Annotated in this window: 19 protein-coding genes; 11 read left to right on the top strand and 8 right to left on the bottom strand. The window is 65.8% G+C overall.

Translation table 11 applies throughout. From position 1 onward, the window contains the following. Nucleotides 1-22: 22 nt before the first annotated feature. The 3 genes from LE416_RS10290 to LE416_RS10280 all read right to left on the bottom strand — a co-directional run bounded on the left by LE416_RS10290 (nucleotide 23) and on the right by LE416_RS10280 (nucleotide 3,350). Nucleotides 23-1,741 (bottom strand): beta-N-acetylhexosaminidase, encoded by a 1,719-nt coding sequence (locus LE416_RS10290; RefSeq protein WP_257793768.1) that lies wholly within the window; start codon nucleotides 1,739-1,741, stop codon nucleotides 23-25. 104 nt (nucleotides 1,742-1,845) lie between these two features. Beyond that, entirely contained in the window at nucleotides 1,846-2,307 is a 462-nt protein-coding gene (locus LE416_RS10285) for a hypothetical protein (RefSeq protein WP_225048457.1), read from the bottom strand. Nucleotides 2,308-2,318: 11 nt separating this feature from the next. After that, nucleotides 2,319-3,350, bottom strand: coding sequence for a glycoside hydrolase family 18 protein (locus LE416_RS10280; protein ID WP_225048456.1), 1,032 nt, complete (start codon nucleotides 3,348-3,350; stop codon nucleotides 2,319-2,321). 172 nt (nucleotides 3,351-3,522) lie between these two features. Here LE416_RS10280 and LE416_RS10275 point away from each other — a divergent pair, with 172 nt between their 5' ends. From LE416_RS10275 to LE416_RS10260, 4 genes are all read left to right on the top strand, one after another. Next, nucleotides 3,523-4,857 (top strand): alpha-L-fucosidase, encoded by a 1,335-nt coding sequence (locus LE416_RS10275; RefSeq protein ID WP_225048455.1) that lies wholly within the window; start codon nucleotides 3,523-3,525, stop codon nucleotides 4,855-4,857. A gap of 247 nt (nucleotides 4,858-5,104) precedes the next feature. Continuing rightward, nucleotides 5,105-6,064 (top strand): ABC transporter permease, encoded by a 960-nt coding sequence (locus LE416_RS10270; protein ID WP_225048740.1) that lies wholly within the window; start codon nucleotides 5,105-5,107, stop codon nucleotides 6,062-6,064. 12 nt (nucleotides 6,065-6,076) lie between these two features. Further along, on the top strand, nucleotides 6,077-6,994 hold the full coding sequence (locus LE416_RS10265; RefSeq protein ID WP_225048453.1) for a carbohydrate ABC transporter permease: 918 nt from the start codon (nucleotides 6,077-6,079) through the stop codon (nucleotides 6,992-6,994). 49 nt (nucleotides 6,995-7,043) lie between these two features. After that, complete coding sequence (locus tag LE416_RS10260) at nucleotides 7,044-8,702, top strand: extracellular solute-binding protein (RefSeq protein WP_225048451.1); 1,659 nt, start codon at nucleotides 7,044-7,046, stop codon at nucleotides 8,700-8,702. A gap of 242 nt (nucleotides 8,703-8,944) precedes the next feature. Here LE416_RS10260 and LE416_RS10255 read toward each other — a convergent pair whose 3' ends face one another. The 4 genes from LE416_RS10255 to LE416_RS10240 form a co-directional block, all read right to left on the bottom strand. After that, nucleotides 8,945-10,201 (bottom strand): DUF2325 domain-containing protein, encoded by a 1,257-nt coding sequence (locus tag LE416_RS10255; RefSeq protein ID WP_225048448.1) that lies wholly within the window; start codon nucleotides 10,199-10,201, stop codon nucleotides 8,945-8,947. A 411-nt stretch (nucleotides 10,202-10,612) separates the two neighbouring features. Beyond that, a complete protein-coding gene (locus tag LE416_RS10250; RefSeq protein ID WP_225048445.1) occupies nucleotides 10,613-10,960 on the bottom strand; it encodes a hypothetical protein in 348 nt (115 codons plus the stop codon). Between the two features lie 42 nt (nucleotides 10,961-11,002). Further along, nucleotides 11,003-12,454, bottom strand: a complete 1,452-nt coding sequence (locus LE416_RS10245) for a gluconokinase (RefSeq protein WP_225048443.1) — start codon at nucleotides 12,452-12,454, stop codon at nucleotides 11,003-11,005. A gap of 46 nt (nucleotides 12,455-12,500) precedes the next feature. Beyond that, the gene (locus LE416_RS10240; RefSeq protein WP_225048441.1) at nucleotides 12,501-13,337 is read right to left on the bottom strand and encodes a MurR/RpiR family transcriptional regulator; all 837 of its coding nucleotides are present in this window, start codon (nucleotides 13,335-13,337) and stop codon (nucleotides 12,501-12,503) included. A 127-nt stretch (nucleotides 13,338-13,464) separates the two neighbouring features. On the opposite strand from LE416_RS10240, the gene gnd reads away from it, so the two are divergent. Next, a complete protein-coding gene (gene gnd / locus LE416_RS10235) occupies nucleotides 13,465-14,361 on the top strand; it encodes a phosphogluconate dehydrogenase (NAD(+)-dependent, decarboxylating) (RefSeq protein WP_225048439.1) in 897 nt (298 codons plus the stop codon). A gap of 730 nt (nucleotides 14,362-15,091) precedes the next feature. Here the strand turns inward: gnd and LE416_RS10230 are convergent. Further along, nucleotides 15,092-15,952: an aldo/keto reductase gene (locus LE416_RS10230; protein ID WP_225048436.1), complete on the bottom strand. Its 861-nt coding sequence runs from the start codon at nucleotides 15,950-15,952 to the stop codon at nucleotides 15,092-15,094. 693 nt (nucleotides 15,953-16,645) lie between these two features. Between LE416_RS10230 and LE416_RS10225 the strand changes: the two genes are divergently transcribed. The 6 genes from LE416_RS10225 to LE416_RS10200 all read left to right on the top strand — a co-directional run bounded on the left by LE416_RS10225 (nucleotide 16,646) and on the right by LE416_RS10200 (nucleotide 23,285). Next, nucleotides 16,646-17,758 carry a trans-sulfuration enzyme family protein gene (locus LE416_RS10225; protein WP_225048434.1) on the top strand — a complete coding sequence of 371 codons (1,113 nt, stop codon included), beginning with the start codon at nucleotides 16,646-16,648 and terminating at the stop codon, nucleotides 17,756-17,758. Nucleotides 17,759-17,916: 158 nt separating this feature from the next. Further along, nucleotides 17,917-19,059, top strand: a complete 1,143-nt coding sequence (locus LE416_RS10220) for a trans-sulfuration enzyme family protein (RefSeq protein WP_225048432.1) — start codon at nucleotides 17,917-17,919, stop codon at nucleotides 19,057-19,059. 331 nt (nucleotides 19,060-19,390) lie between these two features. Further along, the gene (locus LE416_RS10215) at nucleotides 19,391-20,092 is read left to right on the top strand and encodes a response regulator transcription factor (RefSeq protein WP_225048430.1); all 702 of its coding nucleotides are present in this window, start codon (nucleotides 19,391-19,393) and stop codon (nucleotides 20,090-20,092) included. Next, a complete protein-coding gene (locus tag LE416_RS10210; RefSeq protein ID WP_225048428.1) occupies nucleotides 20,089-21,453 on the top strand; it encodes a HAMP domain-containing sensor histidine kinase in 1,365 nt (454 codons plus the stop codon). Before LE416_RS10215 ends, LE416_RS10210 begins: the two co-directional genes overlap by 4 nt. 189 nt (nucleotides 21,454-21,642) lie before the next feature. Further along, nucleotides 21,643-22,341 carry a phosphatase PAP2 family protein gene (locus tag LE416_RS10205; RefSeq protein WP_225048427.1) on the top strand — a complete coding sequence of 233 codons (699 nt, stop codon included), beginning with the start codon at nucleotides 21,643-21,645 and terminating at the stop codon, nucleotides 22,339-22,341. Continuing rightward, nucleotides 22,338-23,285, top strand: coding sequence for a glycosyltransferase family 2 protein (locus tag LE416_RS10200; protein WP_225048426.1), 948 nt, complete (start codon nucleotides 22,338-22,340; stop codon nucleotides 23,283-23,285). Before LE416_RS10205 ends, LE416_RS10200 begins: the two co-directional genes overlap by 4 nt. The last annotated feature ends 3 nt before the right edge of the window (nucleotides 23,286-23,288 follow it).

The following is a 23,288-nucleotide window of genomic DNA, read 5'->3' as shown; positions in this document are numbered from 1 at the left end:
ACCGCCGTGTCGCAGCGGGCGATCAGGCCGCCGTGTCGCAGCGGGCGATCAGGCCGCCGTAGCGGATGTCCAGGACCTCCCAGCCGAACGGCGCGTTGAGCTCGAACCAGACCGTGCGGTGCTTGTCGCGCAGGTTATTCAAAGATTTAACTAACTCTTGCGATAAGTTTACTATACCAATCTGGTCGCCGGGTTGTCCACTAAAATAGCTGGAGTTTATTTTCTCCATAAACGAGAGCTTAGCCACCAGCGTGTCGGCGAGCGCACGGTAGAAGTCGAACACCGCCTGGTCGTCGGCCTGCGGCACCACCGCGGCCAGCGCGCGGGCCAGCTTGCGGTAGTGGCCGCGCAGGTCGTGCGGCGCCAGGTTGGCCGCAAACAGCGGGTGCATCACGTCCTCATCCAGCACTATCTTGCTCGGGTTGGTCGCGTCCGGGTTGCCTAAAACCAGGTCCGGCAGCTGGTCGAAGCGGTCCAGCAGCCAGTAGTCCGCCGCGATTTTGCCTTGGTGGCACCAGAACTGCTCGGCCAGCTCGGCCTGGCTCGGCGCGGTCCGCCGGTAGCACTGCGCCGCGAAGTACTCGAGTCCGAGCGCCCCGGCGGTGAACTGCGTCTCGCCGCCGTCGTCGCCCCACATCGTCGCGTAGACCGTGTCCAGGCCGACGTTTTTGGCCGCGTCCATGCCGGCCTTCATCGTGGTCATCGTCTTGCCGTAGTTGGGCGCGATGCCGTTCCACGTCCACACGCCGGTTGCGAAGCTGACGGGCTGGCCGAGCGTCTGGTGGACGCGGAACACGTCCTCGTAGTTCTGGCGCGAGTCGTTGTAGTAATCCCAGTACATCAGGCCGACGCCGGGGATCTGCGCCTTGACCGCATCAGGGAAAACGGTCTCGGGATCGCCGTAGCCAAAGCCCGCGGCGTTGAACCACATGTCGCTCCACATGATCGGCTCAAGCCCAAGGGCCGCGGTGATCGCCGTCACCCGCTGCACGTGGTCGAGCATGATCTGCGTGCGGTCGACCAGGCCATTGCGGTCGAGGTAGCGGCCGCGCCCGAGCTCGTGGGCCTCGTCCATGCCGATGTGGATCTTGCGGGTGGCAAACGGCGCGGCGGCCGCCTTGATGATGTTTTCGAGGAAGGCGTAGGTTTTTTCCTCGCCGACCAGCAAAATGCCGTCGGTGTCGCGGATCGGGTTCATGAACCCCCAGCGCATCGGGTTCTTCAGGTGGCCCAGCGTCTGGATGCAGGGGATCAGCTCGACGCCAAGCGCCTGCGCGTACGCGTCGGCGGCGCGCAGCTCGGCTTCGCTCAGCCGCCCGCGCTGGTAGCCCCAAAACGGGTACTCGGGCACTGCGTACACGTCTTCCATGTAAAGCAGCGCCGAGTTCAGCCCGAGCCGCGCGGACAGCCGGATCAGCCGGCGCAGGCCGGCGACGCTCAGCGCGGCGTTGCGGGACATGTCGATCATGATGCCGGTGGTCGCAAACTGCGGGTGCTCGGTTAAGTTCAGGTCCCGCCCGGCGCGCACCGCAGCGGCCAGGCACGTCAGCCCGCGGAAAAAGGCCGCGGGGAACGGGTAGCCGATGTGCGCGGTGGCCCCGGTGCGGGTGACCACTAGGACGTCGGCGTGCGTCACGGACACTTCGACCGCCTCCGTCAGCTCGCCGAGCTGGCAGTCTTCGATCAGCGCGGTGACGCCCTGCTTCAGTTCTTCGGGTAATGCCGTAAACGTTATTGTCATGGCGTGCTCCTTTGTGTGCGAACCGGCCGCGTGGCAGCGGCTGGTTCATCCCGTGTTCTAATCGGTGACAAAAAGGTGCGGCGGCCCGCGCCACCGCACCCGTCTTAGCGAACCTTCACAGCGTTAACCAACACGCTGCGCTTGATGTACCAGTGCCCGTCCTGCCGCACGAACTCGACCGTGAACTCAAGCGACTGCTTTTCCGCCGGGCTGCGGGTGTGCTGCAGCTGCGAAACCTTGGCCACCACGCCGGTCGCCGTCACCTTCTGCACCTTGAACGACTGCAGGGTGACTGTCGTGCCGCGGCGCATCCCGGCGGCAAGCGATCGCTTGGTCTCGGCGCGCTTGGCCGGCGGCACCGTCTTCAGGTAGCCGGCCACCGAGCCTTGGTTGATCGCCGCAATGTTTGCCTCGTACGTGGCGCGCGCACCCTGCTTGGCGCCGGTCGCCGCCTGGGCGGAGACGTTCTCGGACACGACACGCCGGTCCACCAGGAAGAACGCGGCCGCCGCGGCCAGCATCAGCACGCCCACCGCGGTGAGCACCAGTTTCAACAGTCGTCTCATGGTGACCCTCCTTATCTCACGCTGCGCAGCACCGTCGCGGCGGCCTGCACCAGCTCCCCGGACAGGTCCAGGGACTGCTCCCAAAACATCAGCCCGCGCAGCCCGTGGTTGAGGACGTAGCGCGCCTTGGCCGCCATCGAGCGGGCGTCATCATAGGAAGAAAAACGCTTTCCGTCCAGGTAGTAAGGGGCCTGCGCCTCCGCATCCCAGAAAGCGTTTTCCGGATGGGCCTCGAGGATGCGCCGCAGCTCGTTGTAGTCGGTGGTGTGCGTCCCCTCGGTTGCGGTCGGCTGCCCCACCGGCGCGGCCATCGCCGGGTGGAACCAGTCCCGGCTGTAAAAGGCAGAGCCGATCACGATTTTGCCGGCCGGCACGCCGCGCGCCAGCAGGTTGTTGACCGCCTGCTGCGCGCTCAGGTTGCCGTTTGCCGCCGTGTAGCCGAACAGGTTGGTGTGGTGCGAGGCCAGCTTGGTCCAGCTGCCGCGCATGTCGTAGGTCATCACGTTGAGGTAGTCGAGGTACTGGACGTAGGCGTGCTCGCCGTCCGGGCTCATCGTGTCCAAGAGCGTCTCGGCCGCTCCGATTGCCGCCGTCAGCCGGTAGTAGCGCCAGTCTTCCTCGCCGGCCGCATCGAGTGCTCGGCGCAGCACCTTCACGAACGCCAGGAAGTTGGCCGCGTCCTCGGGCCGGGCCTTGATGCCGCCGGCGGTCTGGCCCGGGTACTCCCAGTCCAGATCCACGCCGTCGAAGCTGTAGCGGCGCATGTAGGCCACCACGTTGGCCGCAAAGGTCGTGCGGTTGGCCTCAGTCGCCACCGCGTCGGAGAAGCCGTCCGCGGACCAGCCGCCGATGCTGATGCAGGTCTTAAGCCCCGGGTACGCGGGCTTGGCTGCGTTGATCAGGTGGATTTTCTTCAGCTCGCGCGTCAGGTTCAGGCCGTCGACCTTGGCGAAGGCGTAGTTGATGCACGCCAGATCCGCCAGCCGAATGTCCTCGATGCGCCAGGGTTTGCCATCGTCCAGGTATGCCATCAGTTCGCTCATCTCGTCACTCCGTTCTCTTCCTTTGTCGTCTCGCAATCGCTTACATACTCCACTATACCGGCTTGCGTCACGCGTCAACAAGGCGACCGCACGAATCACATAGTCGCAACATCCAAATATTGAAAGCGGTTAACCGAGCATCTTATGCTGGAAAAGGAAAGGGGGACGCAACATGACAGAACCGACAACCCGCGCGGACATCGAGGCGGCCAAAACCACCGGATGGACGGCGCGGGACTTTGCACCATTTCCCGAGTATTCAACCCTGACCCGGCGCTGGGATTGGTTCCAAAACCAGAAGATCGGGCTGCTGCTTCACTGGGGCCTGTACAGCAAGGCCGGCATCGTCGAGTCCTGGCAGCTGTCGGACAAGGACGCCTGGGCGCGGGGCAAGCACCCGTTTCGTCCGAACATGCGCCAGCTCAAGCGCGACTACTGGGGGCTGGCCCAGGGCTTCGACCCACCGCGCTACGATCCAGCGGCGTGGGCCAAGCTGTTCAAGCAGGCCGGCATCCGCTACACGATTTTGACCACCAAGCACCACGACGGGTTCAACCTGTTCGACACGCAGTTCTCAGACTTCAAGGTCAAGCGCGACCTGGTCGGGCCGTTCGTTGCGGCGATGCAAGACGCCGGGATCACCCCGGGCCTCTACTACTCCAAGGCCGACTGGCACCACCCCGATTACTGGCGGCCGGACGGGCAGCCCAAGGACCGCCGCGCCGACTACGAGCCGGGCGACGATCCCGAGCGCTGGGGGCGCTTCGTCGACTTCACCCACAAGCAGCTGTTGGAGCTGACCACCAACTACGGGCCGCTCGGCATGCTGTGGCTGGACGCCGGGTGGGTCAACGGGACGCGCGAGCCGCTCGGGTTCGACGAGCTGATGCCGGAGATTCGCGCGGTGCAGCCCGACATGCTGGTGGTCGATCGCACGATGGGCGGGCGCTACGAGCAGTACGTCACCCCCGAGCGCCGCATCCCGGCGCTCGAGGCGCGCCCGGCCATTCCGTGGGAGAGCAACATCCCGCTGAGCCACGACTGGGGCGACGTGCCCCACGCCGACTACAAGGACATCCGCACCGTGGTCGAAAACGTCCTGCAGGTGGTCACCCTGGGCGGCAACATCGTCTTGGGCGTCGGCCCCAGGGCGGACGGCACGCTGCCGCGCCAGGCCGTCGCGCTGCTGGAAAAACTCGGCGCGTGGCTGCAACTCAACGGCGCGGGCATCTACAACACTCGTGCCGCAAGCGCCGACCTGATCCGCCGCGCCGCCGCCCAGCGCCTGTTCATCACCGAAGACGCCGGGCACTACTACCTTTTCCCCAAGGCCAAGGTGCCAAGCGCAGTACTTGACCTCACGAGCCTGGGCCTGGCCGACCAGGTCGCCGATTCCGCGCTGCTCGGCACCGGCGAGCCGCTGGTGCGCCAAGGCCACCAAGTGCTTCTGCCGGGCGGCCTGCGCCAGCGCCTGCTGCCGGGCATCCGGCTGACCAAGCGCGCCTGACCCAATCCCCGTCCCACTTTCGCCACGGCACCGCGCGATCGCGTTGGCGCCCCACTAGATAAGCACCGACGCGGGCAGGATGCCGCTTGCCTGCTAGTAAACGGGCTCCGCAAGCCAACGCGGGTGCGGCTGGCTACGCCAAGTCACTCGGGCCAAAGTACGGCCCAAGCGCCTTGGCTAGGCCACCCGACCCGCTAAGACCGGCTTGCTCCGCCCTCTCTCAAAGGAGTTGATTTTAATGGCCGCCATGCAACCCGCTACTGCTATTGCTGTTCCAAGGGCCAAACCCAAGCTAGTGCGTCGCTTTTTCTCACTCAAGCGGCTTCAGGATAACTGGCAGCTGTACGTGCTGATCCTGCCCGCGTTCCTGAGCCTTCTGATCTTCTCGTACGTGCCGATGTACGGGGTCCTCATTGCATTCAAGGATTACATGCCATCCCTGGGCATCTGGAGCTCGCCGTGGGTCGGGATGAAGTACTTCAATCAGTTCTTCAATTCCTACTACTTCTGGGACCTGATGCGCAACACCGTCGGCATCCAGATCTACGGACTGGTCGTCGGCTTCCCGCTGCCGATCATCCTCGCCCTGGCGCTCAACGAGCTGAAGGGCGGCACGTGGAAGAAGTTCAGCCAGACCATCACCTACGCGCCGAACTTCATCTCCGTCGTGGTCATGGGCGGCATGCTGGTCGCCTTCCTCGACCCGTCGACCGGGATCATCAACCACGCGCTGGGACTGTTCGGCATGAAGCCGATCGCCTTCATGAGCGACCCGCGCTGGTTCAAAACGGTCTACGTGCTGTCCGGCGTCTGGCAGGGCACCGGCTGGGGGTCCGTGATCTACCTGGCGGCCCTGGCCGGCGTTGACCCGACGCTCCACGAAGCGGCGATCGTCGACGGCGCCACCCGCCTGCAGCGCGTCTGGCACATCAACCTGCCGTCGATCGTGCCGACCATGGTCATCCTGTTGATCATGAACGTCGGGAGCCTTTTCTCCATGGGTTACGAGAAGGTGCTGCTGCTGCAAAACCCGCTGAACATGTCGAGCTCCAACGTGATTGCGACCTTCGTGTACCAGCAGGGGCTGATCAACGGTGCCTACAGCTACGCGGCGGCGGTCGGGCTGTTCAACTCGCTGATCAACGCGATTCTTCTGATCATCGTCAACAACATCGCCCGCAAAGTCTCGCAGACGAGCCTGTGGTAAAGGAGGGGTAACATGAACACAACATTGATCAAAGACACCAAGGCCGATCGCATCTTCAAGTACTTCCTTTACGCTTTCGTCCTGCTCGCGGTGCTGATCGTGATCTACCCGCTGATCTACATCATCAGCGCGTCGGTGTCCGACCCCACCGCGGTGAACTCGGGGGCAATGTGGCTGTGGCCCAAAGGTTTCTCCCTGGACGGCTACGAGGTGATCTTGAAGTACAAGGACATCTGGCGCGGTTACGGCATGACCATTTTCTACACGTTCGCCGGCACCGGCATCAGCCTGTTCATGACCCTGCCCTGCGCCTACGCGATCTCGCGCCCGGACTTCTCGGGTAAAAAATGGTTCACGACCTTCATGCAGGTGACGATGTTCCTGAACGGCGGCCTGATCCCGGGGTACTTGCTGATCAAGACCCTGGGCATGGTCAACACCGTCTGGGCGCTTTTGATCCCGGGCGCCGTGTCCGTCTACAACATCGTCGTGACCCGCGCGTTCTTCCAGTCCAATGTGCCGTGGGAGATGCAGGAGGCCGCCAAGATCGACGGCGCCTCGGACTTCCAGATTTTCTTCCGCATCGTGCTGCCGCTTTCGGCGCCGATCATCGCGGTGATGGCGCTGTTCTATGGCGTCGGCATCTGGAACAGCTACTTCGGCGCGTTGGTTTACCTTCAAAACAAGGCGCTTTACCCGCTGCAGATGGTCCTGCGCCAGATCCTGGTGCTGCAGGACATGCAGCAGGGCGCCGCGACCGGCGCCGCGATCACCGCCACCGCCGCGGAGGCGATGGAGCGCAAGGCTGAGCTGGCCGCCATCATCAAGTACGGCGTGATGATCGTCTCCTCTCTGCCGGTCATCCTGATCTACCCGTTCCTGCAGCGCTTCTTCGTCAAAGGGGTGCTGATTGGCTCGCTGAAAGGTTAAGCGCCGTTTAGGGCGGCGCAAGTGGTTAGATTAAGAAGGGAGCATTACTATGAAACTGTCCAAAGCGATTCGAGTCGCGGGAATCTCCGCGATGTCACTGCTGGCCCTGGCCGCGTGCGGCGGCAAGTCGAGCTCCGGCGACGGCGGGACCAAGAGCAAGATCAAGGTCGAGACCAAGGGTTTTCCCATCGTCAAGTCCAAGCTGACGATGACCCTGATGGCCCCGAACGTGGCGGGGAACGCCGAGTACAAGGACATGCCGACGCTTCAGGAGTACGCGAAGAAAACCGGCATCACCCTCAAGTACAACACCCCGTCGGCCTCCGACTACGGCACCAAGCTGAACCTGGCCTTCGCCTCCCAGGACCTGCCGGACATCATCTACGGCTCCGGGACCGGCAGCTTCACCACCGCCAACGAAATCACGTACGGCAAGCAGGGCCTGATCGTGCCGCTTGAGAAGCTTTTGCCGAAGTACGCCCCGAACTTCTACAAGCTGATGAAGGAAGACCCGAACATCGAAAAGTCGATCACCACTCCGGACGGTCACATCTACTCGCTGCCGATGCTGCAGCGTGGCGACACCTCCAACTGGTACCTTGGCCCGATGTGGTACAACGGCGAGTGGCTGAAGAAGCTCGGGGTGACCGAGCTGCCGAAGACCACCGACGAGTTCTACGCGCTGCTCAAGCGCTTCAAGACCGAAGATCCGAACGGCAACGGCAAGGCGGACGAAATTCCGTACTCCGACACCAAGGACTTCTGGAGCCGCACCTGGCTGATGTCCGCGTTCGGCATGCTGTCCAACGGCATCCAAAACAACGGCGACAAGGTGGTCTACAACCCGATCACCAAGAACTACAAGGAGTACCTCACCTTCTTCAACAAGCTCTACAAGGAAGGGCTGCTCGACAAGAACACCTTCACCCAGTCCGACGACACCCGAAAGGCCAAGGCCGACAAGGGCCAGATCGGCTTCACCCAGGGCTACGGCCCGTCCTTCAACGGCCAGACCGATGCGGCTGAAAAGGCGACCAACCCGATGTGGCAGCCTCTGACCAGCTCCGTGTCCAAGACCGCCGTGATCCCGGGCAACCCCCGCATCAACCGCGGCTGCTTCGTGATCACCAAGGCCAACCCGTCGCCTGAAGCCTCCCTGCGCTGGATCGACTACATGTACAGCGTGGAAGGCCAAAACTTCATGGACAAGGGTCCAGAAGGCGTGATGTGGCACTACGAAACCACCGCCGACGGCAACAAGGCCCGCGTTTTCAACAAGGGCATCGACTACTCCAACTCCGAGGAGTTCCGCTCCAAGATCACCCCGAACTACGGCATCACGTCCCCTGGCCTGAGCGGCGAGCTCTCCGACGACCCGTACCAAAACACGGTGCTGGAGAAGAAGACCGACGACCCGACCGGCGACGTGTACAGCAAGTTCGCCGTGTCTGAAACCAAGAAGAAAATCGACCCGTACGTGCGCGTGCCGTACCCGCTGGTGTACCTGACCAACGCGGAACAAGATGAGGTCTCCCCGATTGCCAACGACCTGATCACCTTCGTGCAGCAATCCGAGGCGAAGTTCATCACCGGCGTGACCCCGCTCTCCGACTTCGACAAGTTCGTCAAGACGATCAAGAGCATGAACGTCGACAAGTACGTGTCCGTCTACCAGGCGGCGTACGACCGCTGGAACGCCTCCAACTAAAACCGGCTTGCCACTCCCCCTGGCAACGCCCGGCGGCCCCACCACCCGAACAGCGACGGGCGGCGGGGCCGCCTTTGGTGTGTGAAGCGGCGCTGGAGGATCGGGCATCCAATCGTGACAAAGCGTGTCCCCCACATCTTCCCAATGCGCGCCGCCATCGTCACCCGTCACACGCCACGCTCGCACGCAAAAGGCCACGGCCTGCACCGAAAACTTGGTGCAGGACGTGGCCTTGTCTGTGATCACGCCGGCCGCTCCGGGTCCGGCGCCAGCACCGCGCTGCCGATCTTGAGCGCCAGCTTGTTGACGGCGCGATGGTAGCTGTTCAGGAAGTTCTTCACGTCTGAGGTCTTGGCGAAGTAGCTCGGCACCCCGCGCTTGTCGGCGTAAGCCTTGGCGTCCCACATGTGCTGGTGTGAGCTTTCCTGCGTGTAGATCACCACAAAGTCGGCGTGGCGGATCCGCGCCTGCAGCGCCGCCGTGCTGTCGCGGTTGCCCAAAAGGTGCAGCTCGCCGCCGCGCGCCATCACCATCGCGCGGAACTTCGGCGCCACGTTGGAGTCGTCGCCGGCCACCAGCAGGACCGTTTTCTCCCGCAGCACCTGCTTGGGCCGTGGGTGCCGCGGGGCTGGGGCGTCCGCGACCCGCGGCTTCGGCTTGGCGCTTGCGGCCGCGGCCTGGGCGCGCTTGTGAAAGTACAGGGCCTGGCGCTTGGCCTCCGCGTCGTAGGCCGAGTACTTCCAAGCCACGCCGCCCGTCGTCTCCTTGCCGACGTAGTAGCTCCAGTCGACGTAATCGCCCTTCGCCAGGCGGAAGCGGGCGATGTCCTCCTCGCGCACCGTCGCGATCACCGGCAGCTCGTAGGCCGGGTCGGAAAACTCCACCACGTGGCTGCGCAAGTCGGCGCGGTACTGAAGGGGTAAAAACTCGGCGGTGCGCACCGGCGTCGCAAGCGGCGCCGACTTCAGCCAGGTGAAGTCGTAGCGGGTCGGCGCACCGTCCGCGGCGTACTCGCTCGGCACGGCCCGCACCCAGTCACCGTTCTCCGGCTGCGGCACCATCCGCCGGTAGCAGCCCTCCGGCACCCGCACCGCCTGGTCGAGGTAGCCGCCGGTCAGGCTGCGTCGGAAGCGCCCGATGTACTGCGCGCGCTCGTCGCGCCAGCCGGCCACCAGCGGGTCCGGCAGCGTCAGCAACGGTTCCGCGTCCGCAGGGGCCGGAATCTCGTCGGCGCAGGCCGCCGGCGCAGGGGCCGCCGCCACGGTGATGGCAGTCCGTTCGCCGGGTGCCGGCGCGGTTGCAGATTCCAAGGCCGGCGCAGGCTCATCGGTGGTCGGCGCCGCTGCCGGCGGCAACCAGTTCACGGCCTGAAGTGACTCGAGCAGGTCGAACAGGCGCGTCAGCTCACGGCGCGCATCGGCCGCAGTTGCGACCGTAACGTTGGCGGCGTGGCGCTGAATCTGCTCGATTAAGGCGGCGGTCAGGGCGTCTTTGTCCATGGGCATCCTCCTTCGGCGTTGCGAAACCGTTAACATTAATTACTTATATTATGGCATAAATGGTGTCCATAAGAAATAATTCATGTGACCGAAGAAGCGGAAAATTTTGGCGCCGCGCCGCCCTGGTCGTCGTCAGGCTCTGCGTCGCAACGCGGCTGCGGCTAGCGACGCACTACCGCCGGGGCCAAGACCGCCCCAACGCTAGCGCTAGGCTACCCGACCCGCTAAGTGCGCGCCGCGCCGCCTTAGTCGTCGTCGGGCTCTGCGTCGCAACGCGGCTGCGGCTAGCGACGCACTACCGCCGGGGCCAAGTCCGCCCCAACGCTAGCGCTAGGCTACCCGACCCGCTAAGTGCGCGCCGCGCCGCCCTGGACACAAAAGGCGCGCCCCTTTCGGGAACGCGCCTCATGGCTAGTCCTGCTTCAGCTCGCTCAGGTCGTTGGCCTTGCTGAAGTCGATGTAGATGGCCTTCGGGTTGTCCTTAACGATCAGGATGTAGCCGTGGCCGAGAAAGTCGCTCTTGTCGCCGTCATAGGTGATCGGGAACTCCTGCGCTGGGGCCAGGTTGCCCTGGATCAGCAGCGCGTACAGTTCGTCATCGGTGAAGTCGTCGGAAAACGCGACCGCGACCGGCGCGGTCACCAGCTGATCCGCCTTGTTCATCAGCTGAATGACGTCGAAGAGCTGATCGGTCACCGCCTTGGGGAACACCTTGGCCACCGTCGGGCTGACGTGGGTCTTTTTGCTTGCGTCGTACATAGGAACCTCCATGAATTGTGATGTGACTAGTTTACCACACCGTCAGGCCTGAAGCGCGGCCGTGAGCGCGGCGAAGCGCGCGCGCTGCGGGCCGTACACGGCGACCGCTTCGGGATTCGGCGTGAAGCGGTGCGCCGCCGCGTTCGGCAGCGTCGTCTCCGGGGCCAGCCGGCCGAGCGCCTGGGCGGCCAGGACGGCGGCGCCGAGCGCCGAGCTCTCGACGCTTGCCGGCACCACCACCGCGTGGTTGGTGATGTCCGCGAGCATCTGGCACCACAGCGGGCTCTTGGCGAAGCCACCGGCGGCCGCAAGCGATGCCGGCGGGCCGGCCAGCGGCGCGAGCAGGTCCAGCACCGCGGCGAGGTTGAAAATCACACCCTCCATGCCGGCGCGGACCAGGTCGGCCGTCGTGTGGGTCGTCTTCAGGCCCACGAAGCTGCCGGTCGCGGCGGCGTCCCACAGCGGCGCCCGCTCCCCGGCCAGGTACGGCAGGAAAAGCAGGCCGCCGGGCACCGGCTGTGCGGTCGCGGCTAGCACGGTCAGCGCCGGCAGGTCGAGCGCGGGCGCCAGCGTCCGGTTCAGCCACTGCAGCACGTTGCCGCCGTTGTTGACGGGGCCGCCGACCACCCACTGGTGCGGGGCGAGGTAGTAGGTGAACAGCCGGCCCAGGGGATCGCGCACCAGGTGGTCGGCCACCACGCGCACCGCGCCCGAGGTGCCGATGGTCACAGCCACCTGCCCGGGGCCGATGGCGCCGAGGCCGAGGTTGCTCAGCGGGCCGTCCGACGACCCGGAAATGAGCGGCGTCGCCGGGTCAAGCCCGAGCGACGTGGCGACGGTCGCCAAAAGCGGCGCCACCTGCGCCGTGGGCTCGCACAGCGCCGGGAGCTGGGCGCGGGTGACCCCGGCCAGCGCCAGCAGGTCGTCCGCCCAGTCGCCGGTGGCCGGGTCGTACAGCCCGGTGGCGTTGGCCAGCGACCGGTCGACCACGTACGCGCCGCACAGCGCGTGCAGCACGAAGGCCTTGATGCCCACCACGCGGACGGCGCGGGCCATCAGGTCGGGCCGCGCCTTCTGCAGCCAGCGCAGCTTGAACAGCGGGCTCATCGGGTGCAGCGGCACCCCGGTCTGACGCAGCCGCGCGACCAAGGCCGGATCCTTGGCGGCGTCTTGCGCGACCTGCTGCGCCCGGTTGTCCGCCCAGGTCATCATCGGCGCCAGCGGCTGCCCGTCCGCATCCAGCAGGATCAGGCTGTGCATCGCCGCGGAAAAGCCGACGGCGGCGATGTTGGTCGCCCCCACCTGCGCGGCCACCTGGCGCAGCCCGTTTTGCACCGCCGCCAGGATCAGCCGCGGATCCTGCGTCGCCGCCCCGGGTTCCGTCCGGTCGAGCGGGTAGCCGCCGCCGGCCTGCGCGACCACCGCGCCGGTCTTGTCGAAGGCGACGACCTTGGTGCTGGTGGTGCCGATGTCCACGCCCACAATCACATCCATGTTGTTGCTCGCTTCCTTTCGCGCGTTGCCGCGCCTCACTGCCGCCTCACCGCCGCGTGCCGGCGATGGTGCGGCGAATCGCGTCCAGCACCTGCGCGGAGTCCGCGTCCGTGGCGCTGGCCGCCAGCACGAACAGCGTGTCCATCAACGACAGCTGCGCGATCAGCGCGTGCATCGCCTCGGCGCGGTACTCCGTCTCCTCCGCCACCGCGACCAGCAGGCAGTCGGCCAGGGTCGCTAGCGGTGAGCGCGCATTGCCGGTGATCACGATCAGGGGCGTCCCGTTGCCCTGCAGCACCTGCGCGAGGCGCAGGGCGTCTTGGTCCTTGCCCGTGTGGGAAATCACAATCGCCGCGTCTTGTGCGGTCATGCGCGTGGCCGCCATCAGCTGCATGTGGTAGTCCGTGGTGTAGGCGACGTTGACCGGCGTGCGCAGGAACTTGTGGTAGCCGTCGAGCGCCACCAGGTTGGAGGCGCCCAGGCCGAACAGCCCGAGCGTCTTGGCACCGACGATCAGCGCCACCGCGCGGGTCAGCGTCTTCTCGTCCAGCCGGTCCACCGTCGCCGCCAGCGCCGTCTGGTTCAGCGCAAACAGCTTGTGGGCGACAGCCAGCGGCGCGTCACCGTCGTCGATTTCGGCAAACAGCGGCGGGTGCGCCGGCGCCTGGGCCAGGGCGACCCTAAGCGCCTGAAAGTTGGCGTAGCCCAGGGCCTTGGCGAAGCGCGACAGCGTGGCGGTGCTGACGCCGGATGCCTGGGCCAGGGCCGTCAGCGACTGCGTGCTGGCCGCGGCCGCGTGGTGGCTCAGGTAGTCGCCGAGCGCCTGCTCCTTGTGACTGAGGTGCGGGCGGTTGGCCTGCAGTAACGCGTTGAAGTCTGGCATGTTCACCCCTCCGATCGCCTTTCAGTATACCAGAAGCCGGCTAAGAAAAATATTTACATCGCAGCTGATTGATTTTTGTAAAAAAATTTCATACACTTAGGGCAACAACCAAGGAGGTAGTTCTCACATGAAAATCGGCATGATCGGCTTGGGCAAGATGGGCCTCAACCTGATTCAGAACCTGCAGGACCACGGCATTGAGGTCGCCGCCAATGACCTCAGCGACTCGGCGCTCGAGGCCGCGGGCGCAACCGGCGCGACGGTCTGCACGGACCTTGAGGCGCTGCGCCAGGCGCTTCCAACCCCGCGCATCGTCTGGGTGATGGTGCCGGCGGGCAAGCCGACGGACGCGACCATCACGGTGCTGTCCGAGCTGCTGGATCCAGACGACATCGTGATCGACGGCGGCAACTCCTTTTACCAGGACTCGTTGCGCCACGCCGCCCTGCTCAAGGAGAACGGCATCCACTTCTTCGACGCCGGCACCTCCGGCGGCATGGCCGGCGCCCGCCACGACGGCAACTTCATGATCGGCGGGGACCCGGACGTCTTCCCGCGCATCGAGCCGATTTTTGCCGCCATCGCGCAGCCGGACGGCTACCTGTACACCGGCCCCGCGGGTTCCGGCCACTACCTCAAGATGGTCCACAACGGCATCGAGTACGGCATGATGCAGGCCATCGGCGAGGGCTTCGACGTGCTTGAGAACGGGCCGTTCGACTACGACAACGCCGCCGTCGCCAAAATGTGGAACCACGGCAGCGTGATCCGCGGCTGGCTGATGGAGCTCGCCGAGTCCGCGTTCCAAAAGGACGGGGACCTCGCCAACATCAAGGGCGTGATGCACTCCAGCGGCGAGGGCGCCTGGACGGTCGCCGAGGCCCAGCGCCTGCACGTGCCGACGCCGGCCATCTCAAGTGCCCTGATGATGCGCTATCGCTCCGAGCAAGACGACACCATGACCGGCAAAGTCGTCGCCGCCCTGCGCAACGAGTTCGGCGGCCACGCCGTCGACCAGAAGTAGCCACGCGCCGCGACGGCAAGTCACGAGACCCACGCGCGGCCTGGCCCGCAAGTGCAGAATAGATTCGTTCGCGATTCGGACTGGCCGATTGATGGCCAGTCCGAATTTTTGTGGGCCGGACCACGCAAAAAAGCCGCCGCAACCCTGAGGTGCGGCGGCCGCGCCGAAGCCACCGCACTCACACTGTGCGGTGGCTTTGGCCTGATCTGGCTAGGTTTCCGGCTTCGTCTTACCGTGGTGGTCGTGGATCTCCCACCGGTCCCGGCAACCGCGCTGCTGGCTCGCTTAGGAGTGGCGGTTGCCGGCAAACAGCCGACGGGGTGGAGCTGGTCTCCCTGGTGTCCCCTCACTTAGTACCGGGGTTGCAACTAAAGCGTTTGCGCTCAAAAGCCGTGTGGCACAACACTGCGGCTTGGCAAGGGCAGCTTGACGGCGCGGTGCTAACCGCAACCTCAGGCCTGCGCGGTGGAGGATGCGCAGCCACGGCCGTGGCTGCCTCCCCGTGCTAAGATAATCATCTGAGTGCATTTTAACACTAGACCGATTATCCGTCAACCGTTTCAAATCGCCGAAATTAAGCGTTATTCCTGGTTATCTTGACATATACCAATCTAATGAAGGTGGTAAGTTTGTGCACCGGCGGTCGACCGCGCCAGCACGCCAATCGTTGCGCAGTCGCGGGCCCATCCCGCGCCTAGGTCATACCCGTAACCGCTTGGGCGGCGGGCTGCTAGAACGCCGCGAGGTCCGGGTCGAGCGCCAGGCCGGCCACGCCGTGCAGCGCGTCGATCTGCTCCATGTCGTGGAAGCTCAGCTCGAAGTCGAACAGCTGCGCGTTTTCGGCGATGCGGTCCGCGTGAACGGACTTCGGCAGCGGCAGGAAGTCGTGCTGCAAGGACCAACGCAGGACGACCTGCGCCACCGTCTTGTGGTAGCGCGCCGCGATCTTGGCCAGCGCCGGCACGTCGAAAATCTTGCCGGTGCCAAGCGGGCTGTAAGCCTCGCTCAGGATGCCGTGGGCCTTGTTGTAGGCGACGACCTCCGGCTGCAGGTCGGACGGGTTCAGGAAAATCTGGTTGACGGCCGGGATCACCGTCGCCGTTTTGGCCAGCGCGTCGAGGTGCTTGGCGCGGAAGTTGGACACTCCGATGGCCCGCGCCTTGCCGGCCTTCAGAATCTCCTCCATCGCGCGCCAGGTCTCGGCGTTGGTTGCCTCCCAGCTGTCGCGGAACGCCACCGGGTTCGGCCAGTGGATCAGGTACAGGTCGACGTAATCCAGACCGAGCTTCGTCAAGGAGGCGTCGATCGCCTTGTGCGTCGCATCGTAGCCGTGGTCGCCGTTCCACAGCTTGGTGGTGACGAACAGGTCGGACCGGGCCACGCCGGACTCGCGGATGCCGGCGCCGACGCTTTCCTCGTTGCCGTACGCGGCGGCGGTGTCGATGTGGCGGTAGCCGGCCTTGATGGCGGCCGCAACGCTTTCGCGCGCGACGTCACCGTCCGGGGTCTGCCAGGTGCCGAAGCCCACGATCGGAATCTCGACGCCGTTGTTCAGCGTGTAAGTGTCTGTCAGTTTCGTTAAATGTGCCATTTTGTTCGCTCCTTATCAGAAAACTTATCGACTTACCATTATTTAGTGTAACAGAGTTGGCCCGCGTCTGCCAAAAATCCGTTGACGTGCGTTCACAAAAGAATTAATATACGGATAATCAAGCGACAAGGAAAAGATAAGTAACCCCTCAAGCTGTGCAGAGAGCCGACGTTGGTGAAAGCCGGTCAGTGGCCGGGGTGAAAATGGTCTTGGAGTCGCGTCCACGTGAGCTAGGCAAGCGCGGACCGGGTACGCCCGTTACCGCGCCATCGTATCGCGCTTTGCGCCGTACGAGATGAGGGCCAGGCGGCGACGCCCGGTCGAACCCGGGTGGTACCGCGCCAACGCGTCCCGCAGCATATTCAGATATGCTGCGGGACTTTTTTTGCACCAAGGCGCAGCGCGGCGCACTTAGCCGGTCGGCTAGCGTAAGGCTGGCGCTTGGGCCGCACTTTGGCCCGAGAGCCGGCCTCAGCTAGACGAACCGGCGTTGCCGCGCGGAGCCCGACGACCAGGGCGCAGCGCGGCGCACTTAGCCGGTCGGCTAGCGTAAGGCTGGCGCTTGGGCCGCACCTTGGCCCGAGAGCCGGCCTCAGCTAGACGAACCGGCGTTGCCGCGCGGAGCCCGACGACCACCCGCGTCGCCCGCCCCACAGTCCTCATCACCCATCACACCCAACCGGAGGCAAACACATGACCAATCTCGACACACAATTGATTCAGGGCACCAACCGCACCGAGGACGCCAGCACCGGCGCCATCGTGCCGCCGCTTTACTTCTCCACCGCCTTTCGCCACCCCGGCCTCGGCGAGTCCACCGGCTACGACTACTCGCGCGTGACCACGCCGACCCGCGCCCTGCTCGAGCAGCAGCTGGCCGCCATCGAGCACGGCACGCAGGCCTTCGCCGTCAGCTCCGGCATGGCCACCATCGACCTGGTGTTCAGCACCTTCACTCGCAGCGGCGACGCAATCATCGCAAGCGACGACCTGTACGGCGGCACCTTCCGCTACTTCGACACCCGCCGCGACAACTACAACATCCCCTACACCACCTGGAACGGGCAGGACGTGAACGACCTGGTCGCGCAGCTGACGCCGGCCACCAAGCTGATCTGGCTGGAGTCGCCGTCCAACCCGACGATGAAGGTGCTCGACATCGCGGCCGTGGCCCAGGCCGTGCACGCGGTACGGCCGGACGTGCTGATTGCCGTCGACAACACCTTTTTGACCCCCGTCTACCAGCAGCCGCTGACGCTGGGCGCCGACCTCGTGGTGCACTCCGCGACCAAGTACCTCGGCGGGCACAACGACCTGCTGGCCGGCGCCGTCGTCGTCGCGGACCCGGCGCTCGGGGCCAAGCTCGCCGCGCAGCTGACCACCACCGGCCAGACGCTCGCGCCGTTCGACTCGTGGCTGTTGCTGCGGTCGCTCAAGACGCTCGGCGTGCGGATGCGCGCGCACACGGCCAACGCGCAGTTTTTGGCGCAAAAGCTCGCGGCGCTGCCCGGCGTTGCCAAGCTGCTGTACGCCGGCGTCGGCGGCATGATCAGCTTCTACCTCGCCGACGGCTACTCGGTCGACGCCTTCCTGCGCGGCCTTCACGTCTGTTCGTTCGCCGAAAGCCTCGGCTCCGTCGAGACTTTGGTCACCGTGCCGGCGGTGCAGACCCACCACGACATGCCGGAAAAGCAGCGCCTGGCGCTGGGCATCACCCCGCAGCTGATCCGCGTCTCCGTCGGGCTGGAGGATCAAGGCGACCTCTTGGCCGACCTGACGCAGGCCATCGCCGGCGCCAAGGCCTAGCCCCGCGGCGCCACTCACCGCAAGCGCCCCGCACCAGGTCACGACCCCGACCGGCCACCAGACGCCCGCACGCCCTCTCGGCACCGGCGCACCCGGCCCCGAGCGACCGCGTTGACCGCACCGTTCACACCCGCAACCATTCACACAGGAGGCACATCATGCACGATTGGACCAAAATCATCAAGGCCACGACGGTCAAGGACCCCGCAAGCGGCGCGGTCAACACGCCGATTCACCTCAGCTCCACCTTTTATCAGGAGGACTTCGACCACTTCGGCGAGTTCGACTACTCGCGCTCCGGCAACCCCACGCGCCAGGTCGGCGAGGCCGCCGTCGCGACGCTCGAGGGCGGCCGCCACGGCTTCCTTTTCAGCACCGGCATGGCCGCGATCTCAAGCGTGCTGGAAATCTTCAGCCAGGGCGACCACCTGCTGGTCTCGAAGTTCGTTTACGGCGGCACCTTCCGCATCCTGACGGAGGTGCTCAACCGCTTCGGCATCACCCACACCTTCGTCGACCCGACCGACCTGGCCACAGTCGAGGCCGCGATTCGGCCCAACACCCGCGCGATTTACATCGAGACGCCGTCCAACCCGGTGCTGGCGGTCACCGACATCCAGGCCGTCGCCGCCCTGGCCCACCGCCACCAGCTGTTGACCATCGCCGACAACACCTTCATGTCGCCGGTGCTGCAAAAACCGCTGGCGCTGGGCGCCGACATCGTGGTGCACTCGGCCACGAAGTTCCTCTCCGGCCACTCCGACATTTTGGCCGGCGCGGCGATCACCAATGACGACGACCTGGCCGCGCGCATCTACTTCATCCAAAACGCGTTCGGCGCGACGCTCGGCGTCACCGACACCTTCCTCTTGCTGCGCGGCATCAAGACGCTGGGCGTGCGCATGGCCGCCTCGAGCAAGGCGGCACTCAGGCTGGCCACCTGGCTTCAGGCGCAGCCGCAGGTCACGCGGGTCTGCTACCCGGGGCTTGAAACAGACCCCGGCCACGCGATTCAGGCGCGCCAGGCGGTCAACGGCGGCGCGGTGCTGAGCTTCGACGTCGGCAGCGAGCAAAACGCCCGCATCCTGGCCGAGAGCCTGACCATCCCCGAGTTCTCCGTCAGCCTGGGCGGCGCCGAGTCGATCCTCTCCTACCCGCCGAAAATGAGCCACGCGGAGATGAGCCCGGCGAAGCAGCTGGCCTGCGGCATCACCCCGGGGCTGCTGCGCTTTTCCGTCGGGCTGGAGGACCCGGGCGACCTGCAGGACGACCTGGCGCAGGGGCTGGCGAAGCTGAAGTAGGCGCAGCGAACCGACGGCGGCGTCACGGCCGCGGGCTGGCGTCGCGAGTCGGCGACGGTGGCACAGCCGCGCACTGACCGCTTTCGCGTCCCTGACGCCGCGCACCGGTTCGACCGCCGCAGCCCGTCCGCGCCCGTCCGCAACATTTCCAACCGGGACCCCCACCGCGGCGGCCCCGGTTTTTGCATTCTGAGTTTTCATCAGATTGCGCTCAGTTTCCCTGCGTGGCGGGGCTGCCGCGGCCAGGCTACGCTAGGGAGGACGCCGCGCTTTACACCACGGCGGCGGCGTGCCACACTGTTGGCAGTGAACGGCACACGGGAGGGACACAATGACGACGACAATTTTACTGGTGGAGGACGAGGCCGGGCTGGCCGATTCGCTGACCACCGAGTTCGAGCTTGAGGGCATGACCGTGATCTGGGCCAAGGACGGGCTGGAGGCGCTGGACCGCTGGGCGCAAAACGCGGCGCGGCTCGACTTGATCATCCTAGACTGGATGCTGCCGCGGCTGGATGGCTTCGGCGTGCTGCGGCGCATCCGCAAGACCAGCCAGATTCCGATCATCATGCTGACGGCGCGGGACTACATCGGCGACAAGGTGGCCGGGCTGACCGGCGGCGCCGACGACTACATCACCAAGCCCTTCGAGATGGAGGAGCTGCTCGCCCGCATCGAGCTCGCGCTGCGGCACGGGCGGCCCGCGGCCGACGTCACCACCACGTACACCGCCGGCGACCTGACCGTCGCCACCGCCACCAAGCGCGTGACCCGCGGCGACACCATCATCCCCCTGACCCAGCGCGAGTACGAGCTCCTGGTCGCCCTGGCCGCCAACCTGGATCAGCCCTGCTCGCGCGAGGAGCTGCTCGACACGGTGTGGGGCGTGGACTTTGAGGGCCAGCCCAACATTTTGGACGTCTACGTGCGCAACCTGCGGAACAAAATCGACCACGCGCAGGCCGGCCCTAAGCTGATCCACACCGTGCGCGGCGTCGGGTACATGCTGTCGGCCAAGGTCGAGGCCCAATGAGGCGCCGGCTGCGCAGCCAGTCCAGCGCCGCCATCATGCTGCGCAGCCTGACCAAGCTGATCGCGGTGGTGACGGTCGCGCTAGGGCTGGCGATCATCCTGGCGGTCGGCCAACAGCTCTTGGCCCAGGTGCGCACCACCACCGCCCACATCAGCGAGAGCCTGCGCCAGGCCGACATCGACGGCAACGACGACTGGGAGACCTGGCGGCGCAACAGCACCCTGGACACCAGCCAGAGCTATGTCTATGTCCACAACATGCGCAAGGACGCCAAGGTCACCCAGTACCTGTCGCCCAACGCCGACGATGTGCTGGAAGTCGAACCGATCAAGGTGCCGCTGATCGCCCACCTGTACTACCGGCCCAAAATCGGCTTCTTGTACCACCGCATGGTCCACGCCAAGGGCATCTACTACACGCTGTGGCAGAACATGGCGCCGCAGCTGTCGGTGCTGATGCTGGTGGTGCAGGTGACCGTCGTGCTGCTGGTGTTGACGCTGGTGCTCACGCCGTTTTACATCCGGCGGCTGACCAAGCGGCTGACCGACCCGCTGACGGCGCTGTCGCAGACCACGCAGGCGATTGCCAAGGCGCAGGAGCCCGGCGACCTGCAGCTGCCGGTGCCCAAGCGGCCGACCGAGGTGACGGAGCTGGCCGGCAACTTCAACGCGCTCTTGCACCAGCTTGCCGAGCGCCAGGCTCAGCAGAAACTCTTCGTGATGAACGCCGCGCACGAGCTGCGCACGCCGATTGCGACGATTCGCAGCCACGCGCAGCTGATCGAGCGGCACGGCGTCGCGCACCCGGAGATCGTGGCCAAGTCGGTCGGCTACATCACCGAAGAATCCCGGCAGATGGAGCAGCTGATCGCCGAGCTGCTGCAGCTGTCGCGCGCCGACCGGCTGGCGCTTGACCTTGCGGACCTCGACCTCAGCGAAGCGGTCGCCGCCACCGTGCAGAAGCTGACCGGCACCATCGCCCAGCCGATTGCAACCGAAATCACCCCGGGCCTCCACGTCCAGGGCAACGCGCAGGCGCTCGACCAAATCCTGGTCAACCTGCTGACCAACGCGGCCAAGTACTCGCCCCAAGACGCCCCGATCACGGTCACGCTGCGGCTGGACGCGGCCGGCGCGCCGGTGGTGGCGGTGAAAGACCGCGGCGTCGGCATCAGCGCGGCGGACAAGGCGCACGTCTTCGAGCGCTTCTACCGCAGCGCCGACGTGCGCGGCACCGTTGCCGGCACGGGGCTTGGGCTGGCGATCGCCGCCCAGCTGGCCAAGCTGACCCACGCGACGCTGGCCGTCGCCGACAACCAGCCGCGCGGCACCATTTTCTTCCTGACGCTGCCCAAGGCATGATCCGAACCGCCGCAAAAAAAATTTGCGGCGGTTTTTTGCGCTTTCTGAAAAATATTAAGGCGCCGTGCCCGCCCCGGCGCGCCGACCCGCGCCCCACCTGAGAAAACTTCAGTCGGGCCTCAGATGCCGTGCGTGGTGCCGCCGCCCGCCCGCGCCTATGCTGGACTCATCTGATAAGGGGGCCTCATCATGACAGAACTTCATCACCCTGCGGCAGCACGCGGCCGGCGCCCGGCAGCCGGCCAACCGGCGCCGCTGCTGGCCGCCGCGGCGCTTTGCCTCTTCACCCTGCTGGCGCTTGGCGTCACCGCGCACGCCGGCTGGCTGCACGTCCTGGACGCGACCGCCGCCCGCACCGCGGCGCGCGCGGTGACGCCGCTGAACACGGCGCTGTTCACGGTCGTCGCGGCGCTCGGCAGCCCCGCCACCTGCCTGATCGTCGCCGCCGCCATCGGCTGGTGGCTGTGGCGCCGCCGCGATGCGGCCGTCGCGCTGTGGTTCACCGGCGTCCAGGTCGCCGGGCTGGCCTGCGCCGAGCTGGTCAAGGGCGTGACCGCCCGCACCCGGCCGCCGCACCAGCTGGTGGCCGACACCGGCTTCAGTTTTCCCAGCGGCCACACCTTCGCCACGACGCTTCTGGTGATCCTGATCCTGGTCATCGCCCTGCCGCAGCTTTGCGACCCGGAGGCCCAGCTGCTCGCCGTGATCGGCGGGCTGGTCTGGATCGGGCTGGTCGCGGCATCCCGCGTCTACCTGCGCGACCACTTCGCCTCCGACGTCCTGGCCGGCGCGGCGCTGGCCGCAAGCTTCGGCGCCGCGGCGACGGCCGTCGCCGCCACGCTGCAGTGTCGGCTGCAGCACCTGATGGAAAGGAAGTCTCGCGCATGAGCACACAAAAATTAACCATCGTCATCCCGGCCTACAACGAGGAGGCCGTGCTGCCGTCGACCATCCAGCGCCTCTTGGCCATCGAGGACACCGTCGCCGCCCAGAACCCGGCGACCGGCCGGCTCGACCTCTTGATCGTCGACGACGGCTCGACCGACCGCACCTGGGCCATCGTTTCGGCCGCGCACCACCAGAACTCGCGGGTGCGCGGGCTGCGGTTTTCCCGCAATTTCGGGCACCAGGCCGCACTGATCGCCGGCATGCAGGCCGCGGTCGCGACCGCCGACGCGATCGTCACCATCGACGCGGACCTGCAGGACGACCCGGACAAGATTCCGGAGATGGTCGAGCGCTACGCGGACGGCGCCGACATTGTGTACGGCGTGCGCAACAACCGCGACTCCGACAGCTGGTTCAAGCGCACCACCGCCGAGGGCTACTACAAGGTGCTGCGGACGCTCGGCGTCGATTTGGTGCCCGACCACGCCGATTTTCGCCTGATGTCGCGCCGCGCCGTCACCACCTTTTTGGCCTACCCCGAGCGCAACATTTTCATCCGCGGGCTGATCCCCAAGCTCGGCTACCCCACCGCGCAGGTCACCTACAAGCGCACACCGCGGCTGGCCGGCGAGTCCAAGTACCCGCTGCGCAAAATGCTCGCGTTCGCCTGGGACGGCATCACCAGCCTGACCATCGCGCCGGTGCGGCTGATTCTGCTGCTCGGCACCCTGTCTTGCCTGCTGGCCATCGGCATGGTGGCCTACGCCGTCGTGATGAAGCTGCTCGGCCTGACCGTCCACGGCTGGTCGTCTCTGATGGTGTCGCTGTGGTTCGTCGGCGGCGTTCAGATGATCAGCTTGGGCATCATCGGCGAGTACATCGGCAAGCTGATGACCGAGGTCAAGGGCCGGCCGCGGTACACGGTTCAGACCGTGCTGGACTAGCCG

The sequence above is a fragment of the Lacticaseibacillus kribbianus genome (assembly GCF_020180945.1).
GTDB classification, from domain to species: Bacteria; Bacillota; Bacilli; order Lactobacillales; family Lactobacillaceae; genus Lacticaseibacillus; species Lacticaseibacillus kribbianus.
Note: the sequence above shows the minus strand (reverse complement) of the source record. Positions and strands in the feature narration are given on the sequence as shown.